At 70.0% G+C, this 20077-nt stretch carries 16 protein-coding genes; 8 read left to right on the forward strand and 8 right to left on the reverse strand.

From position 1 onward, the window contains the following. Positions 1-58: 58 nt before the first annotated feature. The 3 genes from AOK17_RS34895 to AOK17_RS34905 all read right to left on the reverse strand — a co-directional run bounded on the left by AOK17_RS34895 (position 59) and on the right by AOK17_RS34905 (position 3681). Entirely contained in the window at positions 59-1285 is a 1227-nt protein-coding gene (locus AOK17_RS34895; RefSeq protein WP_055616601.1) for a DUF5667 domain-containing protein, read from the reverse strand. A gap of 287 nt (positions 1286-1572) precedes the next feature. Continuing rightward, positions 1573-2349, reverse strand: a complete 777-nt coding sequence (locus AOK17_RS34900) for an ECF subfamily RNA polymerase sigma factor, BldN family (RefSeq protein ID WP_055616602.1) — start codon at positions 2347-2349, stop codon at positions 1573-1575. A 393-nt stretch (positions 2350-2742) separates the two neighbouring features. Beyond that, entirely contained in the window at positions 2743-3681 is a 939-nt protein-coding gene (locus AOK17_RS34905; protein WP_055616603.1) for an HAD family hydrolase, read from the reverse strand. A 139-nt stretch (positions 3682-3820) separates the two neighbouring features. Here AOK17_RS34905 and AOK17_RS34910 point away from each other — a divergent pair, with 139 nt between their 5' ends. The 5 genes from AOK17_RS34910 (at position 3821) to AOK17_RS34930 (ending at position 9731) form a co-directional block, all read left to right on the forward strand. Next, positions 3821-4120, forward strand: coding sequence for a glutaredoxin family protein (locus tag AOK17_RS34910; RefSeq protein WP_079053447.1), 300 nt, complete (start codon positions 3821-3823; stop codon positions 4118-4120). A gap of 322 nt (positions 4121-4442) precedes the next feature. After that, complete coding sequence (locus tag AOK17_RS34915) at positions 4443-5219, forward strand: redox-sensing transcriptional repressor Rex (protein WP_055616605.1); 777 nt, start codon at positions 4443-4445, stop codon at positions 5217-5219. After that, positions 5216-7093, forward strand: coding sequence for a glutamyl-tRNA reductase (locus tag AOK17_RS34920; RefSeq protein WP_079053448.1), 1878 nt, complete (start codon positions 5216-5218; stop codon positions 7091-7093). The genes AOK17_RS34915 and AOK17_RS34920 overlap by 4 nt, the downstream gene beginning before the upstream one ends. Next, the gene (hemC, locus tag AOK17_RS34925) at positions 7090-8049 is read left to right on the forward strand and encodes a hydroxymethylbilane synthase (protein ID WP_055616606.1); all 960 of its coding nucleotides are present in this window, start codon (positions 7090-7092) and stop codon (positions 8047-8049) included. Before AOK17_RS34920 ends, hemC begins: the two co-directional genes overlap by 4 nt. Beyond that, positions 8046-9731: a bifunctional uroporphyrinogen-III C-methyltransferase/uroporphyrinogen-III synthase gene (locus AOK17_RS34930; protein ID WP_055616607.1), complete on the forward strand. Its 1686-nt coding sequence runs from the start codon at positions 8046-8048 to the stop codon at positions 9729-9731. The genes hemC and AOK17_RS34930 overlap by 4 nt, the downstream gene beginning before the upstream one ends. A gap of 230 nt (positions 9732-9961) precedes the next feature. On the opposite strand, the gene AOK17_RS34935 is transcribed toward AOK17_RS34930, so the two are convergent. Further along, on the reverse strand, positions 9962-11356 hold the full coding sequence (locus AOK17_RS34935) for an FAD-binding oxidoreductase (RefSeq protein WP_055616608.1): 1395 nt from the start codon (positions 11354-11356) through the stop codon (positions 9962-9964). A 163-nt stretch (positions 11357-11519) separates the two neighbouring features. Here AOK17_RS34935 and hemB point away from each other — a divergent pair, with 163 nt between their 5' ends. Next, the gene (gene hemB, locus AOK17_RS34940) at positions 11520-12512 is read left to right on the forward strand and encodes a porphobilinogen synthase (RefSeq protein ID WP_055616609.1); all 993 of its coding nucleotides are present in this window, start codon (positions 11520-11522) and stop codon (positions 12510-12512) included. A 21-nt stretch (positions 12513-12533) separates the two neighbouring features. Here hemB and AOK17_RS34945 read toward each other — a convergent pair whose 3' ends face one another. Further along, positions 12534-13262, reverse strand: a complete 729-nt coding sequence (locus AOK17_RS34945; RefSeq protein ID WP_055616610.1) for a DUF4232 domain-containing protein — start codon at positions 13260-13262, stop codon at positions 12534-12536. A gap of 215 nt (positions 13263-13477) precedes the next feature. Here AOK17_RS34945 and AOK17_RS34950 point away from each other — a divergent pair, with 215 nt between their 5' ends. Both AOK17_RS34950 and AOK17_RS34955 read left to right on the forward strand, forming a co-directional pair. Then, positions 13478-14854, forward strand: a complete 1377-nt coding sequence (locus AOK17_RS34950) for a helix-turn-helix domain-containing protein (RefSeq protein WP_055616611.1) — start codon at positions 13478-13480, stop codon at positions 14852-14854. A gap of 145 nt (positions 14855-14999) precedes the next feature. After that, on the forward strand, positions 15000-15902 hold the full coding sequence (locus AOK17_RS34955; protein ID WP_055616612.1) for an SAM-dependent methyltransferase: 903 nt from the start codon (positions 15000-15002) through the stop codon (positions 15900-15902). A 48-nt stretch (positions 15903-15950) separates the two neighbouring features. Here AOK17_RS34955 and AOK17_RS34960 read toward each other — a convergent pair whose 3' ends face one another. The 3 genes from AOK17_RS34960 to argS all read right to left on the reverse strand — a co-directional run bounded on the left by AOK17_RS34960 (position 15951) and on the right by argS (position 19975). Beyond that, entirely contained in the window at positions 15951-16748 is a 798-nt protein-coding gene (locus tag AOK17_RS34960) for a DUF4253 domain-containing protein (RefSeq protein ID WP_055616613.1), read from the reverse strand. Between the two features lie 102 nt (positions 16749-16850). Continuing rightward, complete coding sequence (locus tag AOK17_RS34965; RefSeq protein ID WP_055616614.1) at positions 16851-17777, reverse strand: phosphotransferase family protein; 927 nt, start codon at positions 17775-17777, stop codon at positions 16851-16853. A 416-nt stretch (positions 17778-18193) separates the two neighbouring features. Next, positions 18194-19975: an arginine--tRNA ligase gene (argS, locus tag AOK17_RS34970; protein ID WP_055616615.1), complete on the reverse strand. Its 1782-nt coding sequence runs from the start codon at positions 19973-19975 to the stop codon at positions 18194-18196. Between the last annotated feature and the right edge of the window lie 102 nt (positions 19976-20077).

Genomic DNA, 20077 nt, shown 5'->3' on the forward strand with positions numbered 1-20077 from the left:
ACGTCGGTGGGGGCGCCCCTTTCCACAAGGGGCGCCCCCACCGACGTATCCGTAGAAGCTAGTTCGCGTCCTCGCTGTCGATTCCCAGGCCCGGGAGCAGGCCCGGGAGGAGGGGTGGCAGGGTCACGTCCGGCTCTGCCGGTGGGGTGTCCTTGCCGGACGGGGAGGCGCTGGTCTCGTCCTCGGGCGGGTCCAGGAGGCCGCCGGTGTTGCCGCCGAGCAGTCCGTCGTCCTGGGTCTTGGACGTGGACGGCTTGGGGTTGCCGCCGCTGGAGCCGGTGCCGTCGGACGAGCCGCCGCCGGTGGAGCTGGGGGCCGGACGGTCCGTACGGGACGAGTCGGTGGCGTCCGAGCTCGCGCCGCGGTGGCGGCCGGTGCCCTCCGGGGAGGGCGGCTGCGGGAGCAGCGAGCGCAGCGGCTCGACCTCTTCGTCTATGGCGTCGAAGACCGAGCTGACCTGGCGACTGACGTCACCGAGCTGCACCGGCAGCCGGTCGCGCAGGGCGCCCCAGGCCTCGCGGTGCGACTGGGAGAAGGCGGAGAGGGCCTGGATGGGGCCCAGGGAGTCCGGGTCCCGCTCATAGGCCTCGTGCAGCAGGCGGTGGCCCTCGGAGGCGTCGTGCTGCATGCCGGACAGCGCACGCCGGATCTCGCCCAGGGACTCGTGGTCGAGGGGCCCCGAACGGCCGCGCTCCATCAGGCGGCGCGCCTCGCTCAGCCGGGTGGAGGCCTGGTCGAGGTAGAGCCGGCCGCGGTCGCCCTCGCCGTCGGCCATGCCCAGCTTGAGGTCCTCCATGCCGCGCTTGAGCCCGTAGAGCGAGTCACCGGGCAGGGCGTCGGAACTGGCAGCGGCGACGCCGCTGAAGGCTCCGGCGGCCACACCGACGGTGAGCCCGCCCGCGGCGAGCCCCTTCGACAGCCGGGAACGCGGTCGCAACTTCCCAAGACCGGTCGCCCGGTGCGCGCCCCGGCCCCGGTGGGACCGCTGCTCGGGCACCGAAGGGTCCGCCGCCCGGCCTCCCGCGGCCGTGCCCTCCTGGAGCATGGCCTCCATCGCGGCCACCAGCTGGGCCCGCTGGACGACCTTGACCTCGGGGTCCAGCTCCGGTTTGGGCAGTTCGCCGAGGCCGGTCGCCAGGGACAGCATCCGGCCCTGCTCGGGCCGGTCCACGACGGCCGGAGCGGGTCCTTCGGACTGCTCGGCCGCCGTGCCCCGGTCGGGCTGCTCTTCCAGGGCCTGGGCGAAGGCGTTCGCCCGCCGGTGCGCCGATACGTTCGCGATCACTGGCGGCACCTCCTCTCGTCATCACGGTCGACTCCCCAGGGGGTCCTGAGGGTTGCACACCCCGACCACGACCACTCGATCGAGTGATCGAAGTCGGCCAGGGTGTGACCACAGGGAGCCTGTATCCCGCACAACGAGCGGCTCGGCACTTGGGTTACGGACGACGGATGATCGGACCGCGAAGTCAACGGACTTTCACGGACGGTGAGTTGGGCATCGCTGAGCGTATGGAGCCATACGGAGTCGTACGAAGAAGGGGCGGGGCAGGGCCCGCCGTGTACGGGGTCTCAGCGGGCGTCTTCCGGGAGGAGTCGGGCCAGTGTGCGCACCGCCCGGTACTGGAGGGTCTTGATCGCGCCCTCGTTCTTGCCCATCACACGGGCGGTCTCGGCGACCGAGAGGCCCTGGAGGAAGCGCAGGGTCACGCACTCCTGCTGCTGCGGGTTGAGGCGGCGGACGGCATCCAGCAGCGCCGCGTTCGAGAGGGACTCCAGGACGGAGTCCTCGGGGGAGCGCTCGACCTCGTTGGCGTCGAGCATCTCGCCGGTGGTCACTTCGAGCCGGAAGCGGCTCGACTTGAAGTGGTCCGCGACGAGGTTACGGGCGATGGTGACGAGCCAGGCGCCGAAGTCACGGCCCTGCCAGGTGAACGTGCCGATGCGGCGCAGAGCGCGCAGGAACGTCTCGCTTGTGAGGTCTTCCGCGGTCGCCTTCCCGCCGACGCGGTAATAGATATAGCGGTACACAGTGTCGCTGTACTGGTCGTAGAGCCGGCCGAAGGCCTCGGCCTCACCGGCCTGTGCGCGCTCCACGAGGTCCATCATCCGGGCGCTGTCACTGTCTGCGGCCGGGCGGCGTGCGGTGGTGGCCGACGCGCTCGAACGACCTCGTCTGCCGACCGCCGCGCTGCCGTCGGCCAGTGCGTAGCACGGGCCGACGGGCGCGGCGGAGACAGCGAGGGCGGGGACGGCGTACGCGGTGGGGACGAAGCCGCGCAGGCGGTCGATGACCGTTGCGCGCAGCGTAGCCAGGCCCGAGGCGTCAACCCCGACGTGTGGGTACACGGGACTCCCAGAGGCAGAGCTTCCATCACGTGCAGTACCGGACCGTTCACCCGTCGTAGCGAAGAGCGGGGCCCGTCATGCGTCTGAGGAGAATAACGCTTCGTACAGGCAGTGCTACACCCAGTTGCTCAAATCATCGATTACGTCGCTTCTGTTACCGAACGACGCCTCATCAAGTGCCGGAGAGTGACCGGTTGTTGATCGAATGATTCCGTGTTCCGTCTGAGTCCGGGGCGTGTTGTGGCCGGGTGCCGCCAACGGGACTGGCGGGGGCCCTGTGCGGGTAGGACAGCACGATTGCCCGCATGTCCGTGCGGGGGGCCGCTGGTCAGCGGGTGTTCGAGGGGTGCCGGCGACGCTGTGTCAGCGGCAGCCTCGCGGTCGGCGTCATCGTCAGCGGCGGCGGCGGTGCAGGGCGATCGCGGCAGCCGTGCCGCCCGCGACCGCGCCGACGCCGGCCGCCGCGGGAATGCCGACCTTCGCCGCCTTGCGGCCCGTGCGGTAGTCGCGCAGCCGCCAGTCGAGCTTGCGGGCGTGCTTGCGGAGCTTGGCGTCCGGGTTGATCGCGTACGGATGCCCGACCAGCGAGAGCATCGGGATGTCGTTGTGGGAGTCGCTGTACGCGGCGCAGCGGCCGAGGTCCAGGCCCTCCGCCGCGGCCAGGGCGCGTACCGCCTCCGCCTTCGCGGGGCCGTGCAGCGGCTCGCCGACGAGCTTGCCGGTGTAGACGCCGTCGACCGACTCGGCGACCGTGCCGAGCGCGCCGGTCAGGCCCAGGCGGCGGGCGATCACCGTGGCGATCTCGACGGGCGCCGCCGTGACCAGCCACACCTTCTGGCCCGCGTCCAGGTGGGCCTCGGCGAGTGCGCGGGTGCCGGGCCAGATGCGCTCGGCCATGTACTCGTCGTAGATCTCCTCGCCGATCGACATCAGCTCGGAGACGCGGTGGCCCTTCACGATGGACAGCGCGGAGTCGCGGGCGTCCTGCATGTGCTCGGGGTCCTCGACGCCGGCCAGCCGGAACCAGGCCTGCTGCCAGGCGAACCGGTAGAGGTCGCGGGTCTCGAAGAACTTCCGCTTGTAGAGGCCGCGGCCGAAGTGGAAGATCGCGGCGCCCTGCATCACGGTGTTGTCGAGGTCGAAGAACGCGGCGGCCTTGTCGTCACCGATGACCGGGAACTCCGGTTCGGTGCCTTCGGGCGCGCCTTCGTGCGCCAGCTCCTCCAACTCCTGGGAGGACTTGCGCGCTGCCTCAGCCGAGGCCTCGCCTGCCAGCACGCTCCGCGCGGTGGCGGAGCGCCTACGGGGGGTGAGCCATCCGAGAGCGGCCATGGCGTGAGCATAGCCAGTTTGTTCGGTGGTTCCGGAGTCGGGAGGTTTGGAGGCTGTGAACTCTCCGCGACCGTGTCGTTAAAGAACTCATCCCGTCGGGATCGTTGGACGGGGCTGCGCCCCTGTCCACTGCGGGAGAATGGCTCGTATGAGTCCCATTTTTCGGCGTGGTGAGCGTCGGGCGGAGAGCAAGGTGTCGCGGGAGCGGCTGGTCACTCTGATCGGGAAGCCCGACTGTCATTTGTGCGAAGACGCACAGGAAGTCGTGGAGAAGGTCTGTGGTGATCTCGGTGTCCGCTGGGAGAAGAAGGACATCACCCAGGACGAGGAACTGCACCGCGAGTACTGGGAACAGATCCCCGTGGTGCTGGTGGACGGGGCCCAGCACACGTTCTGGCGGGTGGACGAGGAGCGGCTGCGCAGGGCGCTCAAGGCGTAGCCAATGGGGCGGAGTAATGGAACCGTGGCCTGACCGAGGCGTCCAAGTGGGCCGGAAAGTCACTTAGGATCGAGGGCGGTTCGGACTCGGGGGCGGGGATCGTAGAGGAGAGTGTGCGGTTTTGCCCCCAACATGTGAGGAACGAAGGTGCCTGTGCGCCGGTTCCGTACGGGTGCGCCGGGGGTGCGTGACCCCGGTCACGTTGGCCGGGCAAATCGGACACCATCTTTGTGCACGCGTTCACAAAGACATAGCCTGCATTCGACGGGGCGGTCTAGGTACGTGCGACCGCCTGAAGCCCCGCGCTACCCGCAGGAGCACCGTGGCAACTGGCCGAACTCACCGACCGGCGACCCGCAGCCGAGGGATTCCCGAGGCCACCGTCGCCAGGCTTCCGCTGTACCTCCGAGCCCTCACCGCTCTGTCGGAGCGCTCGGTACCCACGGTCTCCTCCGAGGAGCTCGCGGCCGCGGCGGGGGTCAACTCCGCCAAGCTGCGCAAGGACTTCTCGTACCTCGGGTCGTACGGGACGCGCGGTGTGGGCTACGACGTCGAGTACCTCGTCTACCAGATCTCCCGCGAGCTCGGTCTCACGCAGGACTGGCCGGTCGTGATCGTCGGTATCGGTAACCTCGGCGCGGCCCTGGCCAACTACGGCGGGTTCGCCTCGCGCGGGTTCCGTGTCGCGGCGCTGATCGACGCCGATCCCGAGATGGCGGGCAAGCCCGTCGCCGGGATCCCCGTGCAGCACACCGACGAGCTGGAAAAGATCATCGACGACAACGGTGTGTCGATCGGTGTCATCGCCACCCCCGCCGGCGCCGCCCAGCAGGTCTGCGACCGGCTCGTCGCCGCCGGTGTGACCTCCATCCTGAACTTCGCGCCCACCGTGCTGACCGTCCCGGACGGTGTCGACGTACGCAAGGTCGATCTCTCCATCGAGCTGCAGATCCTCGCCTTCCACGAGCAGCGCAAGGCCGGCGAGGAGGCCGAGGCGCAGGCCGGGGCCGCCATGGAGGCGGAGGCCGAGGCGGCTGCCGCGGCCAAGGCGGCCGGGAAAGGGCCCGACGGGGATGTCCCCGCCGTGATGCCGGCATGAGTCTTCTTGTCGTCGGACTGAGCCACCGCAGCGCTCCGGTCAGCGTCCTGGAACGGGCCGCGCTGTCCGCGGACGCCCAGATCAAGCTGCTCCAGGACACGGTCGCCGCCGAGCCGGCCGCCGAGGCCGCGGTGCTCGCCACCTGCAACCGGATCGAGCTCTACGCCGACGTGGACAAGTTCCACGCGGGCGTCGCCGAGCTCTCCACGCTGCTCGCGCAGCACAGCGGCGTCGGTCTCGAAGAGCTCACCCCTTATCTGTACGTGCACTACGAGGACCGGGCCGTCCACCACTTCTTCTCGGTGGCCTGCGGGCTCGACTCGATGGTCGTCGGCGAGGGGCAGATCCTCGGCCAGATCAAGGACGCCCTCGCCGCCGCGCAGGAACTGCACACGGCCGGGCGGCTGCTGAACGACCTCTTCCAGCAGGCGCTGCGGGTCGGCAAGCGCGCCCACTCCGAGACCGGCATCGACCGGGCCGGGCAGTCCCTGGTGACCTTCGGCCTGGAGCAGCTGTCGTCCGGCGCCCCCGTCGACGCCTGGCTCGAGGGCAAGCGGGCCCTGGTGATCGGCGCGGGCTCCATGTCCTCGCTCGCCGCGGCGACGCTCGCGCGCGCCGGGGTGGCCGAGCTGGTCGTCGCCAACCGGACGTTCGACCGGGCGGAGCGCCTCGCGGCCCTGCTCGCCGAGCAGTACGGACAGCGCCCGGCGGACCGGGACGACGTGGACGTGCTGGCCCGCGCGGTACCGATGGAATCGGTGCCGGACGAGCTGACACGTGCCGATGTCGTCGTGTCCTGCACCGGCGCGACCGGACTCGTACTGACGGCGGACCTCGTGGCCGAGGCCGTCGAGGGGCGCACGGGCGCGCCCGCCGCGGAGCGCGCCGCCGACTCCGACACCGACTCCGTACGGTCCGGCCTTCCGCCCACCAGCGTCGGCAGCGAGGACGGCTGTCCGCTGGACCTGTCCGCTGTGCAGCAGGGTTCCGCCGTGCAGGGTTCCACCGGCTTCTCCGTCATGGGAGAGGCGGCGGTGGCCGGTATGGACGCGGCCACCCTGGAACAGCACGCCGCGTGGGTGGACAACGGGACCGTCGACCGTCGCGAGGGGCGCCGTACGCCCGAGATCGACACCGACGCCGTCGCCGCCCTCGCCGCCGCGGCGGCCACCCTCGGGCGGGTGCCCGAGCGGCGTCGGCCCGAGCCCGTCGCCGAGGTGCCCCGGCCGCTGCCCGTACTCTCCCTGCTCGACCTCGCCATGCCCCGTGACGTCGATGCGGCCGTGCACCGGCTGCTCGGGGTGCGGCTGGTGGACATCGAGTCCCTCGCCGAGGCGTCCGCGGACGCCCCGATGGCCGCCGACGTCGACCAGGTGCGGCGGATCGTCTCCGACGAGGTCGCCGCCTTCGACGCCGCTCAGCGGGCCGCGCACATCACGCCCACCGTCGTGGCGCTGCGCGCCATGGCCGCCGACGTCGTGGCGAGCGAGATCGCCCGGCTCGACGGCCGGCTGCCCGGCCTCGACGACAAGCAGCGCGGCGAGATCACCCAGACCGTGCGGCGCGTCGTGGACAAGCTCCTGCACGCGCCGACCGTACGGGTCAAGCAACTGGCCGCCGAGCCCGGCGGTGCCGGGTACGCGGACGCGTTGCGGACCCTGTTCGACCTGGACGCCGAGACGGTCGCCGCCGTCTCCCGGGCCGATGACGACAGCCGGATTGATGACAGCCGGGATGACATCCGCCGGGACGACAGTCGCCGGGACGACGACGGTGTTGTTTTCGGCGGTCTGGACTTCGGCCGCGAGAACTTCGGCCGCGAGAACTTTGACAGCAACAATTTCGAGAGCGCCGAGAACCGAGGGCGAGCATGAATGGGCAAGCACTGAGACTGGGGACAAGGCGGAGCAAACTCGCCATGGCCCAGTCCCGGCAGGTGGCGGATGCCGTGAGCCAGGTGACAGGGCGATCCGTCGAGCTTGTGGAGATCACGACCTACGGGGACACGTCCCGCGAGCAGCTCGCGCAGATCGGCGGTACGGGGGTCTTCGTGACCGCCCTGCGCGACGCGCTCCTGAGCGGTGAGGTCGACTTCGCCGTCCACTCCCTCAAGGACCTGCCGACCGCGCAGCCCGACGATCTGGTGCTGGCCGCGATCCCGGTGCGCGAGGACCCGCGCGACGTCCTGATCGCCCGCGACGGGCGCACCTTCGCGCAACTGCCCGACGGGGCACGGCTCGGAACCGGCTCGCCGCGTCGCATGGCCCAGCTGAACGCGTACGCGCGGGACCACGGGATGACGATAGAGACCGTTCCGATCCGTGGGAACGTCGATACGCGGATCGGGTACGTGCGCAGTGGTGAGTTGGATGGTGTGGTGCTCGCCGCGGCTGGAATGAAGCGGATCGGACGGGTTGGGGACGTCAGCGAGTTCCTGCCCGTCGACACAATTTTGCCCGCCCCCGGCCAGGGGGCCCTCGCGATCGAGTGTGCCGCGGACAACGCGGACCTCGTCGCTGCGCTCGGAGAGCTCGACGACCCGTTCACCCGGGCCGCCGTGACCGCCGAGCGGTCCCTGCTCGCCGCCCTGGAGGCCGGCTGCAGTGCACCTGTGGGTGCGCTCGCCGACCTTCTGGCCGACGGGCAGATTGTCAAGGAAATGCGCCTGCGCGGCGTCGTCGGCACGACCGACGGCTCGACGCTGGTGCAGTTGTCCACCACCGGTCCCGTGCCCGAGACACATGACCAAGCAATGGCGCTCGGCCGTGAACTCGCCGCCGAGATGCTTGCCAAGGGCGCGGCCGGTCTGATGGGGGAGCGAGCACATTGAGCCCCACCACCCTTCCCGCCGGCCTCGAACACGGGCACGTCACCTTCCTCGGTGCCGGACCCGGGGATCCGGGACTGCTGACTCTGCGCGCCGTCGAGGCGCTGGCGAACGCGGATGTCCTGGTCGCCGAACCCGAAGTGATCGACGTCGTCCGCACGCACGCCAGACGAAACGTCACCGTGCTCGACACCGATTCGGGCCCGAGCCCGGACACGCCTCAGCTAACGGTGGTTGACGGCGCGTCAACCACCTCTGGCGTCCCCGCGTCGAAGGACGCGGCCAATATTGTCATGGAGGCCGCGAGGGGTGGCAGGCGGGTCGTCCGTGCCGTCTCCGGTGACCCCGGACTTGATGCTTATGCCGCCGAGGAGATGCTCGCCTGCGCTGCCGCGGGTGTGCCCTTCGAGGTCGTTCCCGGTGTCGCCGCCGCTGTCGGTGTGCCTGCTTACGCGGGTGTTCCGCTGCGGGACGCGCAGGGGGCGGACGTGCGGTTCGTGGACGCCCGTACCGCGTCCGGGCGTTGCTGGACCGAGGTCGGGGCGTCCGACGGGACCGTTGTTGTCTCGGCGACCCTTGATTCTGTGGGTGCCGCGGCCGGGGAGCTTGTCGCTGCTGGGCGTAAGCCCGACACGCCTATGACCGTCACCGTTGCCGGTACCACTACGCGGCAGCGGACCTGGGCCGCGACGCTCGGGACCATCGCGCAGACGCTCAAGCAGGCCAAGGTGCTGCCCTCGCCCGATGGCGGGCGGCCGGTGATAGCCGTGGTCGGTGAGCGTTCCGCCGCCGCTCAGCGTGACCAGTTGTCGTGGTTCGAGTCCAAGCCGCTGTTCGGCTGGAAGGTGCTCGTGCCGCGTACGAAGGAGCAGGCGGCTTCGCTCTCCGACCAGCTGCGGTCGTACGGGGCCGTGCCGCACGAGGTGCCGACGATCGCCGTCGAGCCGCCGCGGACGCCTCAGCAGATGGAGCGGGCCGTGAAGGGGCTCGTGACCGGGCGGTACGAGTGGATTGCTTTCACGAGTGTGAATGCGGTCAAGGCCGTGCGGGAGAAGTTCGAGGAGTACGGGCTTGATGCTCGGGCCTTTGCCGGGATCAAGGTTGCCGCGGTGGGGGAGCAGACCGCCAAGGCGTTGATCGCCTTTGGTGTGAAGCCGGATCTGGTGCCCAGTGGGGAGCAGTCTGCGGCTGGGTTGTTGGAGGACTGGCCTCCTTACGATCCCGTATTTGATCCGATCGATCGGGTGTTTCTGCCTCGGGCCGATATCGCCACGGAGACGTTGGTGGCTGGGCTCATCGAGTTGGGCTGGGAGGTTGATGACGTCACTGCCTATCGGACTGTGCGTGCTTCGCCTCCGCCTGCGGAGACTCGGGAGGCGATCAAGGGTGGTGGGTTCGACGCCGTTCTTTTCACGTCGTCCAGCACTGTGCGGAACCTGGTGGGTATTGCCGGGAAGCCTCACAACGTGACCGTCATTGCCTGTATCGGGCCCGCCACGGCCAAGACCGCCGAGGAGCATGGGCTGCGGGTCGATGTCATGGCTCCGGAGCCGTCCGTGCATCGGCTGGCCGAGGCGTTGGCCGACTTCGGGCTTCGTCGGAGGGCTGCGGCTCTTGAGGCCGGGGATCCTGTTACTCGGCCCAGTGAGCGGCGGCCGGGGTCTCGGAGGCGGCGTACCACGTAGCGGTGCGTTCGCGCGTTCGGCGCGTTCGGTGCTTTGCGGTCCGTGGCCGGTTGTTCTTGGGGCCGCGGGCCGTGCCGGTACGTCGAGCCCGCCGCTCTCCGGGTGTACGGCTGTGGGTTTTGAGGTGCCGTTTCTTGGAGGAGCTCTATGCGGCGGGCTTCGACGTACCGGCACGGCCCGCTCCCTTGCGTCGACGGGTGCGGTTGCGGGCGGGGCTGGTGTCGATTCTTTTACGGCGCCGGGGGCACTGTGTGGCCGTAGCGGAGCAGGTTGGCCGGGTCGTGGGTGGCCTTGGTTTGTTGGAGGTGCTTGTAGACCTCTGGGGTCCAGGCTCGGGCTCGGTCTGCTGCTGTGCCGGGGGTGCCGTGGATGTTGACCATGGTGAGGCCCGTGCCGTAGGGGGTCATGGCTTGTTGTAGGGCTGTTGTGGCTTCTTCTACTGCTTCTGCGGTTTTTGGGTCGGGCAGGATTGCCACCGATTCCAGGAAGTACGTGGCGTCGCGGGCGCAGACCGCGTCCGGTGTGAGGGCCGGGCGGGACAGTGCGCCGCCCATGTGGCGGAGTTCGACCAGGAGGAGGGGGCAGTCCGTGGCCGTCGGGCCCACCTGGTCGAGGAATGTCCGGATGGCCTCTGGGGTGAGGTCGTGGAGCAGGGCGCACGATTCGCGGGCGGGGAGTGGGTCCTCGGGTTCCGCGTAGATCTGGTCCACCGCCGTGTAGTCCATCGGCGCGATTGTGTCGATCACTGCGGGGGCTGCCTCGCGCATGGGGGGCAGGAGGCGTTCGCCCTCTGTTGGGTCGCCTGTCCAGGCGACTGCTATCCGGGACCAGAAGCCGCCTCGCAGGGGTTCCGGGATCTGGGGGAGTGGGGGGAGGCGGAGCAGGCTGAATGCCGTGCACATCTCCTGGGGGAGTGTGGGCGTCCAGTTCGCGTAGGCGGTCAGTACGGCTTCCGCGTCCGTGCCTGCGTAGTAGATCGCGCCGCCGAGGATGCGGGTGACCGGGATCAGCTCGGTGACCAGGGATGTTACGACGCCGACGTTGCCCTTGCCGCCGCGCAGGGCCCGGAACAGGTCGGGCTCGTGGGTCGCGTCCGTCTCGTGCAGGACTCCGTCGGGGGTCACCACCTGGAAGGAGCGGACCAGGTCGGACGCGTAGCCGTAGGTCCGGCCCAGGACCGGCAGGCCGCCGCCCAGCGTGTAGCCGATCACGCCCACGTCGGTCGAGGAGCCGTTGAGCGCGGCCAGGCCGTGGGGTGCTGCCGCCTCCAGGACGTCTCGCCACTTCGCTCCGGCGGAGACTGTGGCGGTGCGTTCGGCCGGGTCTATTCGTACGTCCGTCATGCGGCTGGTGTTGATCAGCAGGCCGTCGTCCATGGGGAAGTTCGCTCCGTGGCCCGTCGCCTGGACCGCGACGGGGGTGCCTGTCGCCGTCGCCCAGCGGAGTGCCGCGACTATGTCGTCCGTTCCCGTTGCCCCGATCACGATGTCCGGCGTGTGGCGTGGCGACAGGTTGAAGCCTGTGACCTCTGCCGTGTAGGCGGCGTCGTCGGGTCTCAGGACCGGGCCCCGGATCTCCGAGAGGGCGAAGAGGTCGGGGGTGGGGGTGTGGTGCGTCGTCGTCATCGCGTCCTCCTGCCCAGAGAGGCCGGCCGTCTGGGTCCTTCCACCAGCTTGCGCCCGGGGCGTCACAGGCGCATGTGGGGAGCAGTACGGGCGTGTGGGAGGGCCGTGCGACGCCGACGGCTTGTTGGCAAAGGGGGGTCCGGGGCGGGCGTAGCGTTGGTCCATGACTACGTACGGATCCTTCCCCGGCAGCCGGCCGCGGCGGCTGCGGACCACCCCCGTGATGCGGCGCATGGTTGCCGAGACCCGGCTGCATCCCGCCGATTTCATCCTTCCCGCGTTTGTGCGTGAGGGCGTCAGCGAACCTGTGCCCATCGCGGCTATGCCCGGTGTTGTGCAGCACACCCGGGACAGTCTGAAGAAGGCTGCCGCGGAGGCCGTGGCGGCGGGGATCTCCGGGATCATGCTGTTCGGTGTTCCGGAGGAGTCGAAGAAGGACGCGGTGGGGACGCCGGGGACCGATCCGGACGGGATTCTGCAGGTCGCTCTGCGGGATGTGCGGGCCGAGGTCGGCGACGAGCTGTTGGTGATGTCCGATCTGTGTCTTGATGAGACCACTGATCATGGACATTGCGGGGTGCTGGACAGTCAGGGGCGCGTCGACAACGACGCGACCCTGGAGCGGTATGCCGAGATGGCTCAGGTACAGGCCGATGCCGGGGCCCATGTGGTGGGCCCCAGCGGGATGATGGACGGCCAGGTCGGGGTCGTGCGTGATGCTCTTGACCAGATCGGGCGGGAGGACGTGTCGATCCTGGCCTACACCGTCAAGTACTCCTCCGCCTTCTTCGGGCCCTTCCGGGAAGCCGTCGGCTCGTCGTTGAAGGGCGACCGGAAGACCTATCAGCAGGATCCCGCCAATGCGCGTGAGTCCCTGCGGGAGCTGGCCCTCGATCTGGAGGAAGGGGCCGACATGGTGATGGTGAAGCCGGCCGGCCCGTATCTCGACATCCTCGCGCGGGTCGCGGATGCGGTGGACGTGCCTGTGGTGGCCTACCAGATCTCCGGTGAGTACTCGATGGTCGAGGCCGCCGCCGAGAAGGGGTGGATCGACCGGGATCAGGCGATCCTTGAGACGCTCACCGGGATCAAGCGGGCGGGCGCCCAGAACATCCTTACGTACTGGGCGACCGAGGTGGCGCAGAAGCTGCGTTGAGCCCCCTCCGCTCACCGGTTGCTACCAGGTGAGGGCGTCCGCCATCGTCTGCTGCCAGTACGTGACGGAGATCGAGTCGTCCACGTACACGCCCTTGGCGGGCAGTGACGGCTTGAACGCGGCTCCCGCGTCCTTGTTCAGGTAGACCTGGAGCGACTTGGCCGTGTAGCCGTTGGAGCCGCTGCCGTCCGCCGCCGAGAGGAGCACGCCCGCGTAGCCCGACTCGCCCGGGGCCAGCGTGACCACCGCCTGCGGCTTGGAGTCCTCGAAGACCGGCGGGACCGACTGCGCCTCGCCGAAGCGGACGGCCGGGTAGCCGATCACGTTGCAGTTCTTCGAGCCGGTGTTGGTGACGGTGAGGAGCAGGTGGTTCAGGGGGCGCGAGACCACCGTGGCCGTCATGCGGCTGTTGGCGTTGGTGCAGGACGTGCGGGTGGGGCCGGAGTCCTGCGAGCCCGACGACTTCGACGAGTCCGATGAGCCCTTCGAGCCCGACGAGTTCTGCGCGCCCTTCCCGTCCTTGGGCTTGGAGTTCGAGTCCGGCGAGGACGCCGCCTGTCCCGCGTCCGTGGTCGTCTCCTTGTTCTTCTGCGACTCGGACGTCGGCGTGGACGACGGCTGGGACGTGGTGCCCGCCGAAGCGCCCTCGTCGCGTACACCCTCTCCGTTGTTGCAGGCCGTCAGTGTCAGCGTGGCGACGGCGAGCGCTGCGGCGGCGAGGACACGGGTGCGGGTGGTGCGAGCGGACATGGGTGATCCCCCTGATGCGGTACGGCTGTTGGTGCAGGCCGCTCGACCGAGTGACGGGAGCGGCGTGCTTGGATGGCCCAAGCTTGTGCGGCGTCCTGTCCCGGCCGCCACACCTGCCGGGGTTTCCGGGACGCCCGAACGCCCGTAGTGGCTCTGAGCTGGGGGAACATCCTTCCCCTGGAACGTGGATCCGGGACGTGGGAGAGGGAGGAACGGTGGCGGGGGACGAGTTCTCGGAGCTCTTGGGACAGTTGAAGGAGCGGTCCGGGCTCAGTTACGGGGTGCTCGGGAAGCGGCTTCACACGAGTACGTCCACGCTTCACCGGTACGTCAACGGGGATGCCGTGCCGACGGACTACGCGCCCGTGGAGCGGTTCGCCCGCGCCTGCAAGGCCTCCCCCGAGGAACTGGTGGAGCTGCATCGGCGGTGGGTTCTCGCGGATGCGCGGCGGGGGCAGAAGACCGACGGTGACTCGCCTTCGGCTTCGGCCGCCGCTTTGGACTCCCCTTCGGACTCGCCCGCTGCTTCGGGTTCGGCTGTCGGTTCGGAGGCGTCCGCTGCTTCGGGTTCGGCTGCCGGTTCGGAGTTGGCCGCGGATGCGGCTGTCGGGGCTGTCGGGGGTGATGTCCTCGGCTCAGGGCCCGAGGGGGAGCGTGCAGGGGCGCCGGACGCGCCTGTCGCTCGGCGGCGGCGTACCGTCGTGCTCGCCGGTGCCGCCGTGGCCGCCGCGGTCGTGTCGGCCGCCCTCGTGGTGAACCTCGTGCCGGGCAAGAGCGACGACGGTGAGGGCCGGAAGCAGTCCGTGGGGGCCGCCGCCGAGAGCGTCGACGACAGTCCCGGGGCCAGTGCGTCCGGCGACGCGAAGGGCCGGTCGCCCTCGCCGTCCGCCTCGCGCAGTGGTACTCCGACCGCGTCCTCCTCGGCCTCCCGGAGCGCCGGGGCCGGGGCCGTGCAGGACTCCGGGGCCGAGGAGAGTGCCTCCGCGCCTACGGTCGCCGTCAATCCGTACAAGTGGGACAGTCCGTGCAGTCAGCACTACCTCGTCGACCGGAAGCCCGAGCAGGTGCCTCCGCCGCCGAGTGAGCCGGACGCGCGCGGGTGGGTCAGCGCGCTCGGCGGGGTCGCCGCCGGGCAGCAGATGCTCGCGCTGACCGTGCAGGGCACCGGGAAGGCCACCGTCGTCCTGGAGGAGCTGCACGTGCGGGTGGTGGAGAAGAGCGCGCCGCTCGCCTGGAACGACTTCGAGATGGGTGTCGGGTGCGGGGGCGGGGTGGAGACCACGTCGTTCGCCGTGAATCTGGATGCGGGGCGGCCCGCTACCTCGCCCAAGGCCGGGCAGCGTGACTTCCCGTACAAGGTGAGCGAGTCCGACCCCGAGGTCTTCTACATCTTCGCGGACGCCCGGGCGCACAACGTGAGCTGGTATCTGGAGCTCGACTGGTCCAGCGGGACCAAGCAGGGCACCGTGCGCGTCGACAACAAGGGGCAGCCCTTCCGGACCAGCGGGAATGTGGGGCGGCCCGCGTACAACTACCCGCTCGGTGACTCCGAATGGGGGCGGAACGAGTACGAGCCCGATATTCCGGGCTGAGGGTCCCTGCGTTGTCGGCCGGGCGGTCGGCGGAATGCGGCGGACGCGATTCGCACTGCCGATCCGCCGGTCGGGGCACCATCAAGTCACCCCGAGAGTTAGGTTGTTGCTCGTTCAGTGACGTGACTCTCCAGGGAGAGGCCCTATGCCCGGTGACGCTCTCAGCCAGGACCCCGCCGAGCTGAGAAGGAGGATCGACACCACCAGGGCGCACCCGGCACGTGTCTACGACGTCTTCCTCGGGGGCAAGGACAACTACGAGGTCGACCGGGCCGCTGCCGCCGCCGCGCTCACGGCCAACCCGCGCGGCTACCTGGACGTCCGGCACAACCGCGACTTCCTGCGCCGGGCCGTGAACACGCTGACGGGCGAAGAGGGCATCCGGCAGTACCTGGACATCGGCACGGGTCTGCCGACTCAGGAGAACGTCCACCAGATCGCCCAGCGCCTCGCCCCCGACTCCCGGGTCGTGTACGTCGACAACGACCCGGTCGTCCTCGCCCATGCGCGCGCCCTGCTCACCAGCGGGCCCGAGGGCCGGACCGACTACATCGACGCCGACCTGGAGAACCCCGCCCAGATCCTCGAAGCGGCTGCGAAGACCCTGGACTTCGACCGGCCGGTCGCCCTCGCGCTCGTGGCGATCCTGCACTTCGTCGAGGACGACAAGGCCTACCCGATCGTGCGCGAGCTGATCGAGGCCCTGCCCTCGGGCAGCCGGTTCGTCCTCAGCCATCTCACCGAGGACCTCAACCCCGAGAACATCCGCGCGGTCCAGCGGACGTACACCGAGCGCGGGTTCACGTTCGTGCTGCGCTCGAAGGCGGAGGTCGAGCGGTTCCTCACCGAGAACGGACTGGAGGTCGACGAGCCCGGCGTGGTCCCCGCCCACCACTGGCGGCCCGACAACGCGGCGCCCGTCCCCGAGCAGCCCGAGCCCGGCTACTTCGAGGGCCTCGACGACATCGAGAAGGTCAGGTACCGCGACATCAACGACGTGACGGACGCGGACATCAACGTGTACGCGGTCACCGGCCGCAAGCCCTGAGCCACGGATCCGGCCGGCGCCGACACCGCGTCCGTCCCGCCGACCGGCTCAGTCCCACCAGAACGTCCAGGAGCGGGCGTTGAGCACCTCGTGCTCGGCGTACGACCGCAGGGAGCCGTGGTCGCTCTGCTCGATGTTGTCCGGGCAGAACGCGTAGTGCTCGGCGGCGACGGCCTCCGCCTCGGCCCGGGTCCGGGGCGGGGCCGCGACGGAGACGACCAGCTGGTCGTAGGTCATCGCCACGATCCGTATCCCGAAGCGGTCCTCCCAGGAGCGCAGGACCGCGCACAGCGGTGCCACGTCGTCCGTGTGGTTGATCGGGCCGCACCAGCCGACGGCCGCCGGGATGTCCGCGCTGCGGCGGGCCGGCACGAGGGCGATGTGCGCCCGCTGCAGCCAACTCCCGCCACCGGTCAGGGAGTCGGCGACCTCGGCCGCCCGCTCGTCCGGGTCGGCGTCCGGCGGGCCCGCCGCGGCCAGGCCTGGCCAGTCGGCGTCCTCCGACTCGGCCGCGCACTCCTCCCAGAGGTCCGCCAGGACCTCCTCCGCGTCGTGGTCGCCCGGATACGACGCGAGGTCGGGGTCCAACTCCCACTTGTCCGGGTGGGGTTCGCTGTCCGCGTCGGCGCCGAGCAGCACCGGATGCAGGCCCGCCGTGCGGCGCGCGGACGCCAGCCGCAGCCAGTCGCCCGGCGACGCCGGGGCGTCGGCCCGCCACAGCAGCGGTTCGTCCCAGGGGCCCTCGACCGTCGTGTCGAGCAGCGTCCCGGGCGGGAGGTCGAGACCGAGCGAGCGGCCGGTCGGGTCGGCCGCCAGCGTCGGCAGCTGGTTCGGAAGAGTCGCCATGCACGTGACTTTAGAGCCCGGCACTGACAACGCCCGCCGGGGAAGCCGTCGGCCCTGGTCGGCAGCGGACCGGCCGCTGCGGCAGCCCTGTGGCGGGTGCCGTCAGCCCGTGCCGAACCACGTCTCGGCGAGCGCGTCGAGCGTCGGTTCCGGTGGCTTGGGCAGCGTGCTCAGGTAGTCGGGCAGATTGCTGTAGACGTGCAGCAGCGTGTACGCCATGAGCGTGTGCGGGTCGATCGGCGGGCACCCGTAGGCCCCGTAGAACCGCTTCAGCAGCCGGGGGTTCCCGCACGAGATGAACAGCCCGACGCTCACGAAGTCGTACGCCGGGTCGCCGATCATCGCCGGCTCGAAGTCGAACAGGCCCGTCAGGCGCCAGCCGTCCGGGTCCACGGTCAGATGCTGGCGCATGAACTCCGTGTGCAGCAGTACGCGCCGTGCCGGAGGGGCCAGCGGCACCGAGCTCAGGAACCACGGGATCTGCTCCAGCCAGGCGTTCGACAGGCCGACCTCGCGCTGCTGTGCCACCGCGTTCGCCCGCTGTGAGTCGACGAACAGGCCCCAGTCGGAGGGGCCGACGGAGCTCGCGAGCGGCGCCGGGTTCAGCGCGTGCAGCGCCGCGAGGGTCTCGCCGGCCTCCGTGACGATACGGTCCTGCTCCGCGGCCGGAATCCGTGGCCACGCGTCGGCGAGGCTCTCGCCGGGCAGCCGGGACATCAGGACGAACGACCAGCCGTTCTTGTACGCCCCCGCCGAGTACACCTGCGGGGTCGGAACCGGCAGTCTGCCGTACACATGGCTCAGTACCCGCTCCTCCCGCCTGGCGTCGATCTCCTCGAAGGCGGGGAACAGCTTGACGACGTGCGCGGCGCCGACGGAGTAGACGGGCAGCGAGCCCTCGATGAAGCGGATCAGTGGCTTCACGGCCACCCCGAGGCGTTCGCACAGGTCCATGACGGCGGGCCGCAACAGGGCCTCGTCGCGGACCATGTCGTCCAGCTCCTCGCCGGTCTCAACGAGTGGCAGCACGGGTCAACACCATCCAGACGGCCGGGGTGACGGAGAAGGGCAGTGCAGTGCTCATTGGGCTCCCAGTGCGGTCCAACAGGGCTCTGGATTCCCCGGAGTTGGGGTTTGCGCCCCGCAGCATCGCATACTCCGGGGTGCGCCCGAGCACCTCAACCTTTGGCCTTCACTCGTACGGATTGCCAGGTCAGGGCGGGGAGGGGCCACTGGCATATGCGGGCCTCCGACGCCGCACGGGTCACCTCTATCGCGGGCGTCCGGCTGTTGTGTGCGCCTTCAACTTCCTTCACCCGAACGGGGGAAGCGGCCGGGCCGGTTGTCGTATGTGCCGAGACCCGGGCGCGGCCCCGTGGTGAGGGGCCGCGCCCGGGTCTCGGGCGGCGGGTGCCGGTGGCGCTCGGAGGCCGTCCTCGGCCTTGTCAGAGGCGGTCGGGCGTCCTGATGCCGAGCAGGGCCATGCCCTGGTGGAGCGTGCGGGCCGTCAGGTCGACGAGGAACAGCCTGTTCTCGACGACCTCCTTCGGGTTCGCGTCGCTCAGCACGTGGCACTGCTCGTAGAACGTCGTCAGGTGCGACGCCAGCTGGAACAGGTACGCGGCCAGCTTGTGCGGCTCGTACCCCGACGCCACGTCCAGGAGCAGCTCGCCGAACTGGTCCAGGTGCAGACCCAGCGCGCGCTCCGCCGGGGCCAGTTCGAGCTCCGGGTGGGCCAGCGGACGCGCGTCCCCGGCCTTGCGGAGGATCGACCGGCTACGGGCGTACGCGTACTGGAGGTACACGCTCGTGTCGCCGTTCAGCGACACCATCTGGTCCAGGTCGAACTTGTAGTCCCGGACGGCCGACGTGGACAGGTCCGCGTACTTCACGGCGCCGATCCCGACGTACTGGCCGTTCTCGACGATCTCGTCCTCGGTCAGGCCCACCTTCTCGGCCTTCTCGCGGACCACCGCCGTGGCACGGTCGATCGCCTCGTCGAGCAGGTCGACCAGCCGGATCGTCTCGCCCTCACGGGTCTTGAACGGCTTGCCGTCCTTGCCCAGCACCGTGCCGAAGGCCAGATGCTCCGCCTTCGCTTCGTCGTTCAGCCAGCCCGCCCTGCGTGCCGCCTCGAAGACCATCTTGAAGTGCAGGGACTGGCGGGCGTCGACCACGTAGATCAGGTTGTTCGCCTTCAGGTTGAAGACGCGGTCCCTGATCGCGGAGAGGTCGGTGGCCGCGTAGCCGTAGCCGCCGTCCGACTTCTTGACGATCAGCGGGACCGGGTCGCCGTCCGGGCCCTTGACGTCGTCGAAGAACACGCACAGCGCGCCCTCGGACCACACCGCCACGCCGGCCTCTTCGAGGAGGCGGCACGTCTCGTCCAGCATGTCGTTGTAGCCCGACTCGCCGACGATGTCCGCGTCCTGGATCTCCATGTCCAGCTTCTCGAAGACCGAGAAGAAGTAGATCTTCGACTCGTCCACGAACTTCTGCCAGGTGGCCAGGGTGTGCGGGTCGCCCGCCTGGAGGTCGACCACCCTGCGCCGGGCCCGCGTCTTGAACTCCTCGTCGGAGTCGAAGTGCGTGCGCGCGGCCTTGTAGAGGCGGTTGAGGTTCGACATCGCCTCCTCGCCCGTCACGGCGCCGTCCTCGGCGGCCTCGTGGTCCAGCTCGTGCGGGTGCTCGTCCAGATACTGGATGAGCATGCCGAACTGGGTGCCCCAGTCGCCGATGTGGTGCCGCCTGACGACCGTCTCGCCGACGAACTCCAGGATCTGGACGACCGCGTTGCCGATCACCGCGGAGCGGAGGTGGCCTACGTGCATCTCCTTCGCCACGTTCGGCTGGGCGTAGTCGATGACCGTCGTGCCCGGGTTCTCCAGGAACGGGATGCCGAGGCGGTCCGCCGGGTCCGTGGCGCGGGCCGCGAGGTTCTCCGTGATGGCCCGGTCCGTGATCGTGATGTTCAGGAAGCCGGGGCCCGAGACCTCGATGTCCTTGATCACGTCACCCTTGACGAGGCGGTCGACCACCTGGGTCGCCAGGTCCCTGGGGTTGGCCTTCGCCTTCTTCGCCAGGGCGAGGATTCCGTTGGCCTGGAAGTCCGCCCTGTCGCTGCGTCGCAGCAGCGGGTCCGCGGGCGCGGTCTCCGGCAGGGCTGCCGTGAGCGCGTCCGCCAGGCGCTGGTGGACGTGGGCGGTGAGGGACGTGACCGAGGCCATGGGGTGGGAGCCGTTCTCCTCGTGGGTACGGGTGGATCCGTCCAGTATCCCATGGGGGTAAAGCGAGTTTCCGCCCCCGCCGCCCCTACCCATTCCCGTCCC

The organism is Streptomyces phaeochromogenes, assembly GCF_001418655.1.
Classification (GTDB): domain Bacteria; phylum Actinomycetota; class Actinomycetes; order Streptomycetales; family Streptomycetaceae; genus Streptomyces; species Streptomyces phaeochromogenes.

Coding starts and splice junctions, on each gene's coding strand:
- AOK17_RS34905 (WP_055616603.1), bottom strand. CDS start 3,681: ATGGCCGCTCTCGGATGGCTCACCCCCCGTAGGCGCTCCGCCACCGCG.
- AOK17_RS34910 (WP_079053447.1), top strand. CDS start 3,821: ATGGCTCGTATGAGTCCCATTTTTCGGCGTGGTGAGCGTCGGGCGGAG.
- AOK17_RS34920 (WP_079053448.1), top strand. CDS start 5,216: ATGAGTCTTCTTGTCGTCGGACTGAGCCACCGCAGCGCTCCGGTCAGC.
- hemC (WP_055616606.1), top strand. CDS start 7,090: ATGAATGGGCAAGCACTGAGACTGGGGACAAGGCGGAGCAAACTCGCC.
- AOK17_RS34935 (WP_055616608.1), bottom strand. CDS start 11,356: ATGACGACGACGCACCACACCCCCACCCCCGACCTCTTCGCCCTCTCG.
- hemB (WP_055616609.1), top strand. CDS start 11,520: ATGACTACGTACGGATCCTTCCCCGGCAGCCGGCCGCGGCGGCTGCGG.
- AOK17_RS34945 (WP_055616610.1), bottom strand. CDS start 13,262: ATGTCCGCTCGCACCACCCGCACCCGTGTCCTCGCCGCCGCAGCGCTC.
- AOK17_RS34955 (WP_055616612.1), top strand. CDS start 15,000: ATGCCCGGTGACGCTCTCAGCCAGGACCCCGCCGAGCTGAGAAGGAGG.
- AOK17_RS34960 (WP_055616613.1), bottom strand. CDS start 16,748: ATGGCGACTCTTCCGAACCAGCTGCCGACGCTGGCGGCCGACCCGACC.
- argS (WP_055616615.1), bottom strand. CDS start 19,975: ATGGCCTCGGTCACGTCCCTCACCGCCCACGTCCACCAGCGCCTGGCG.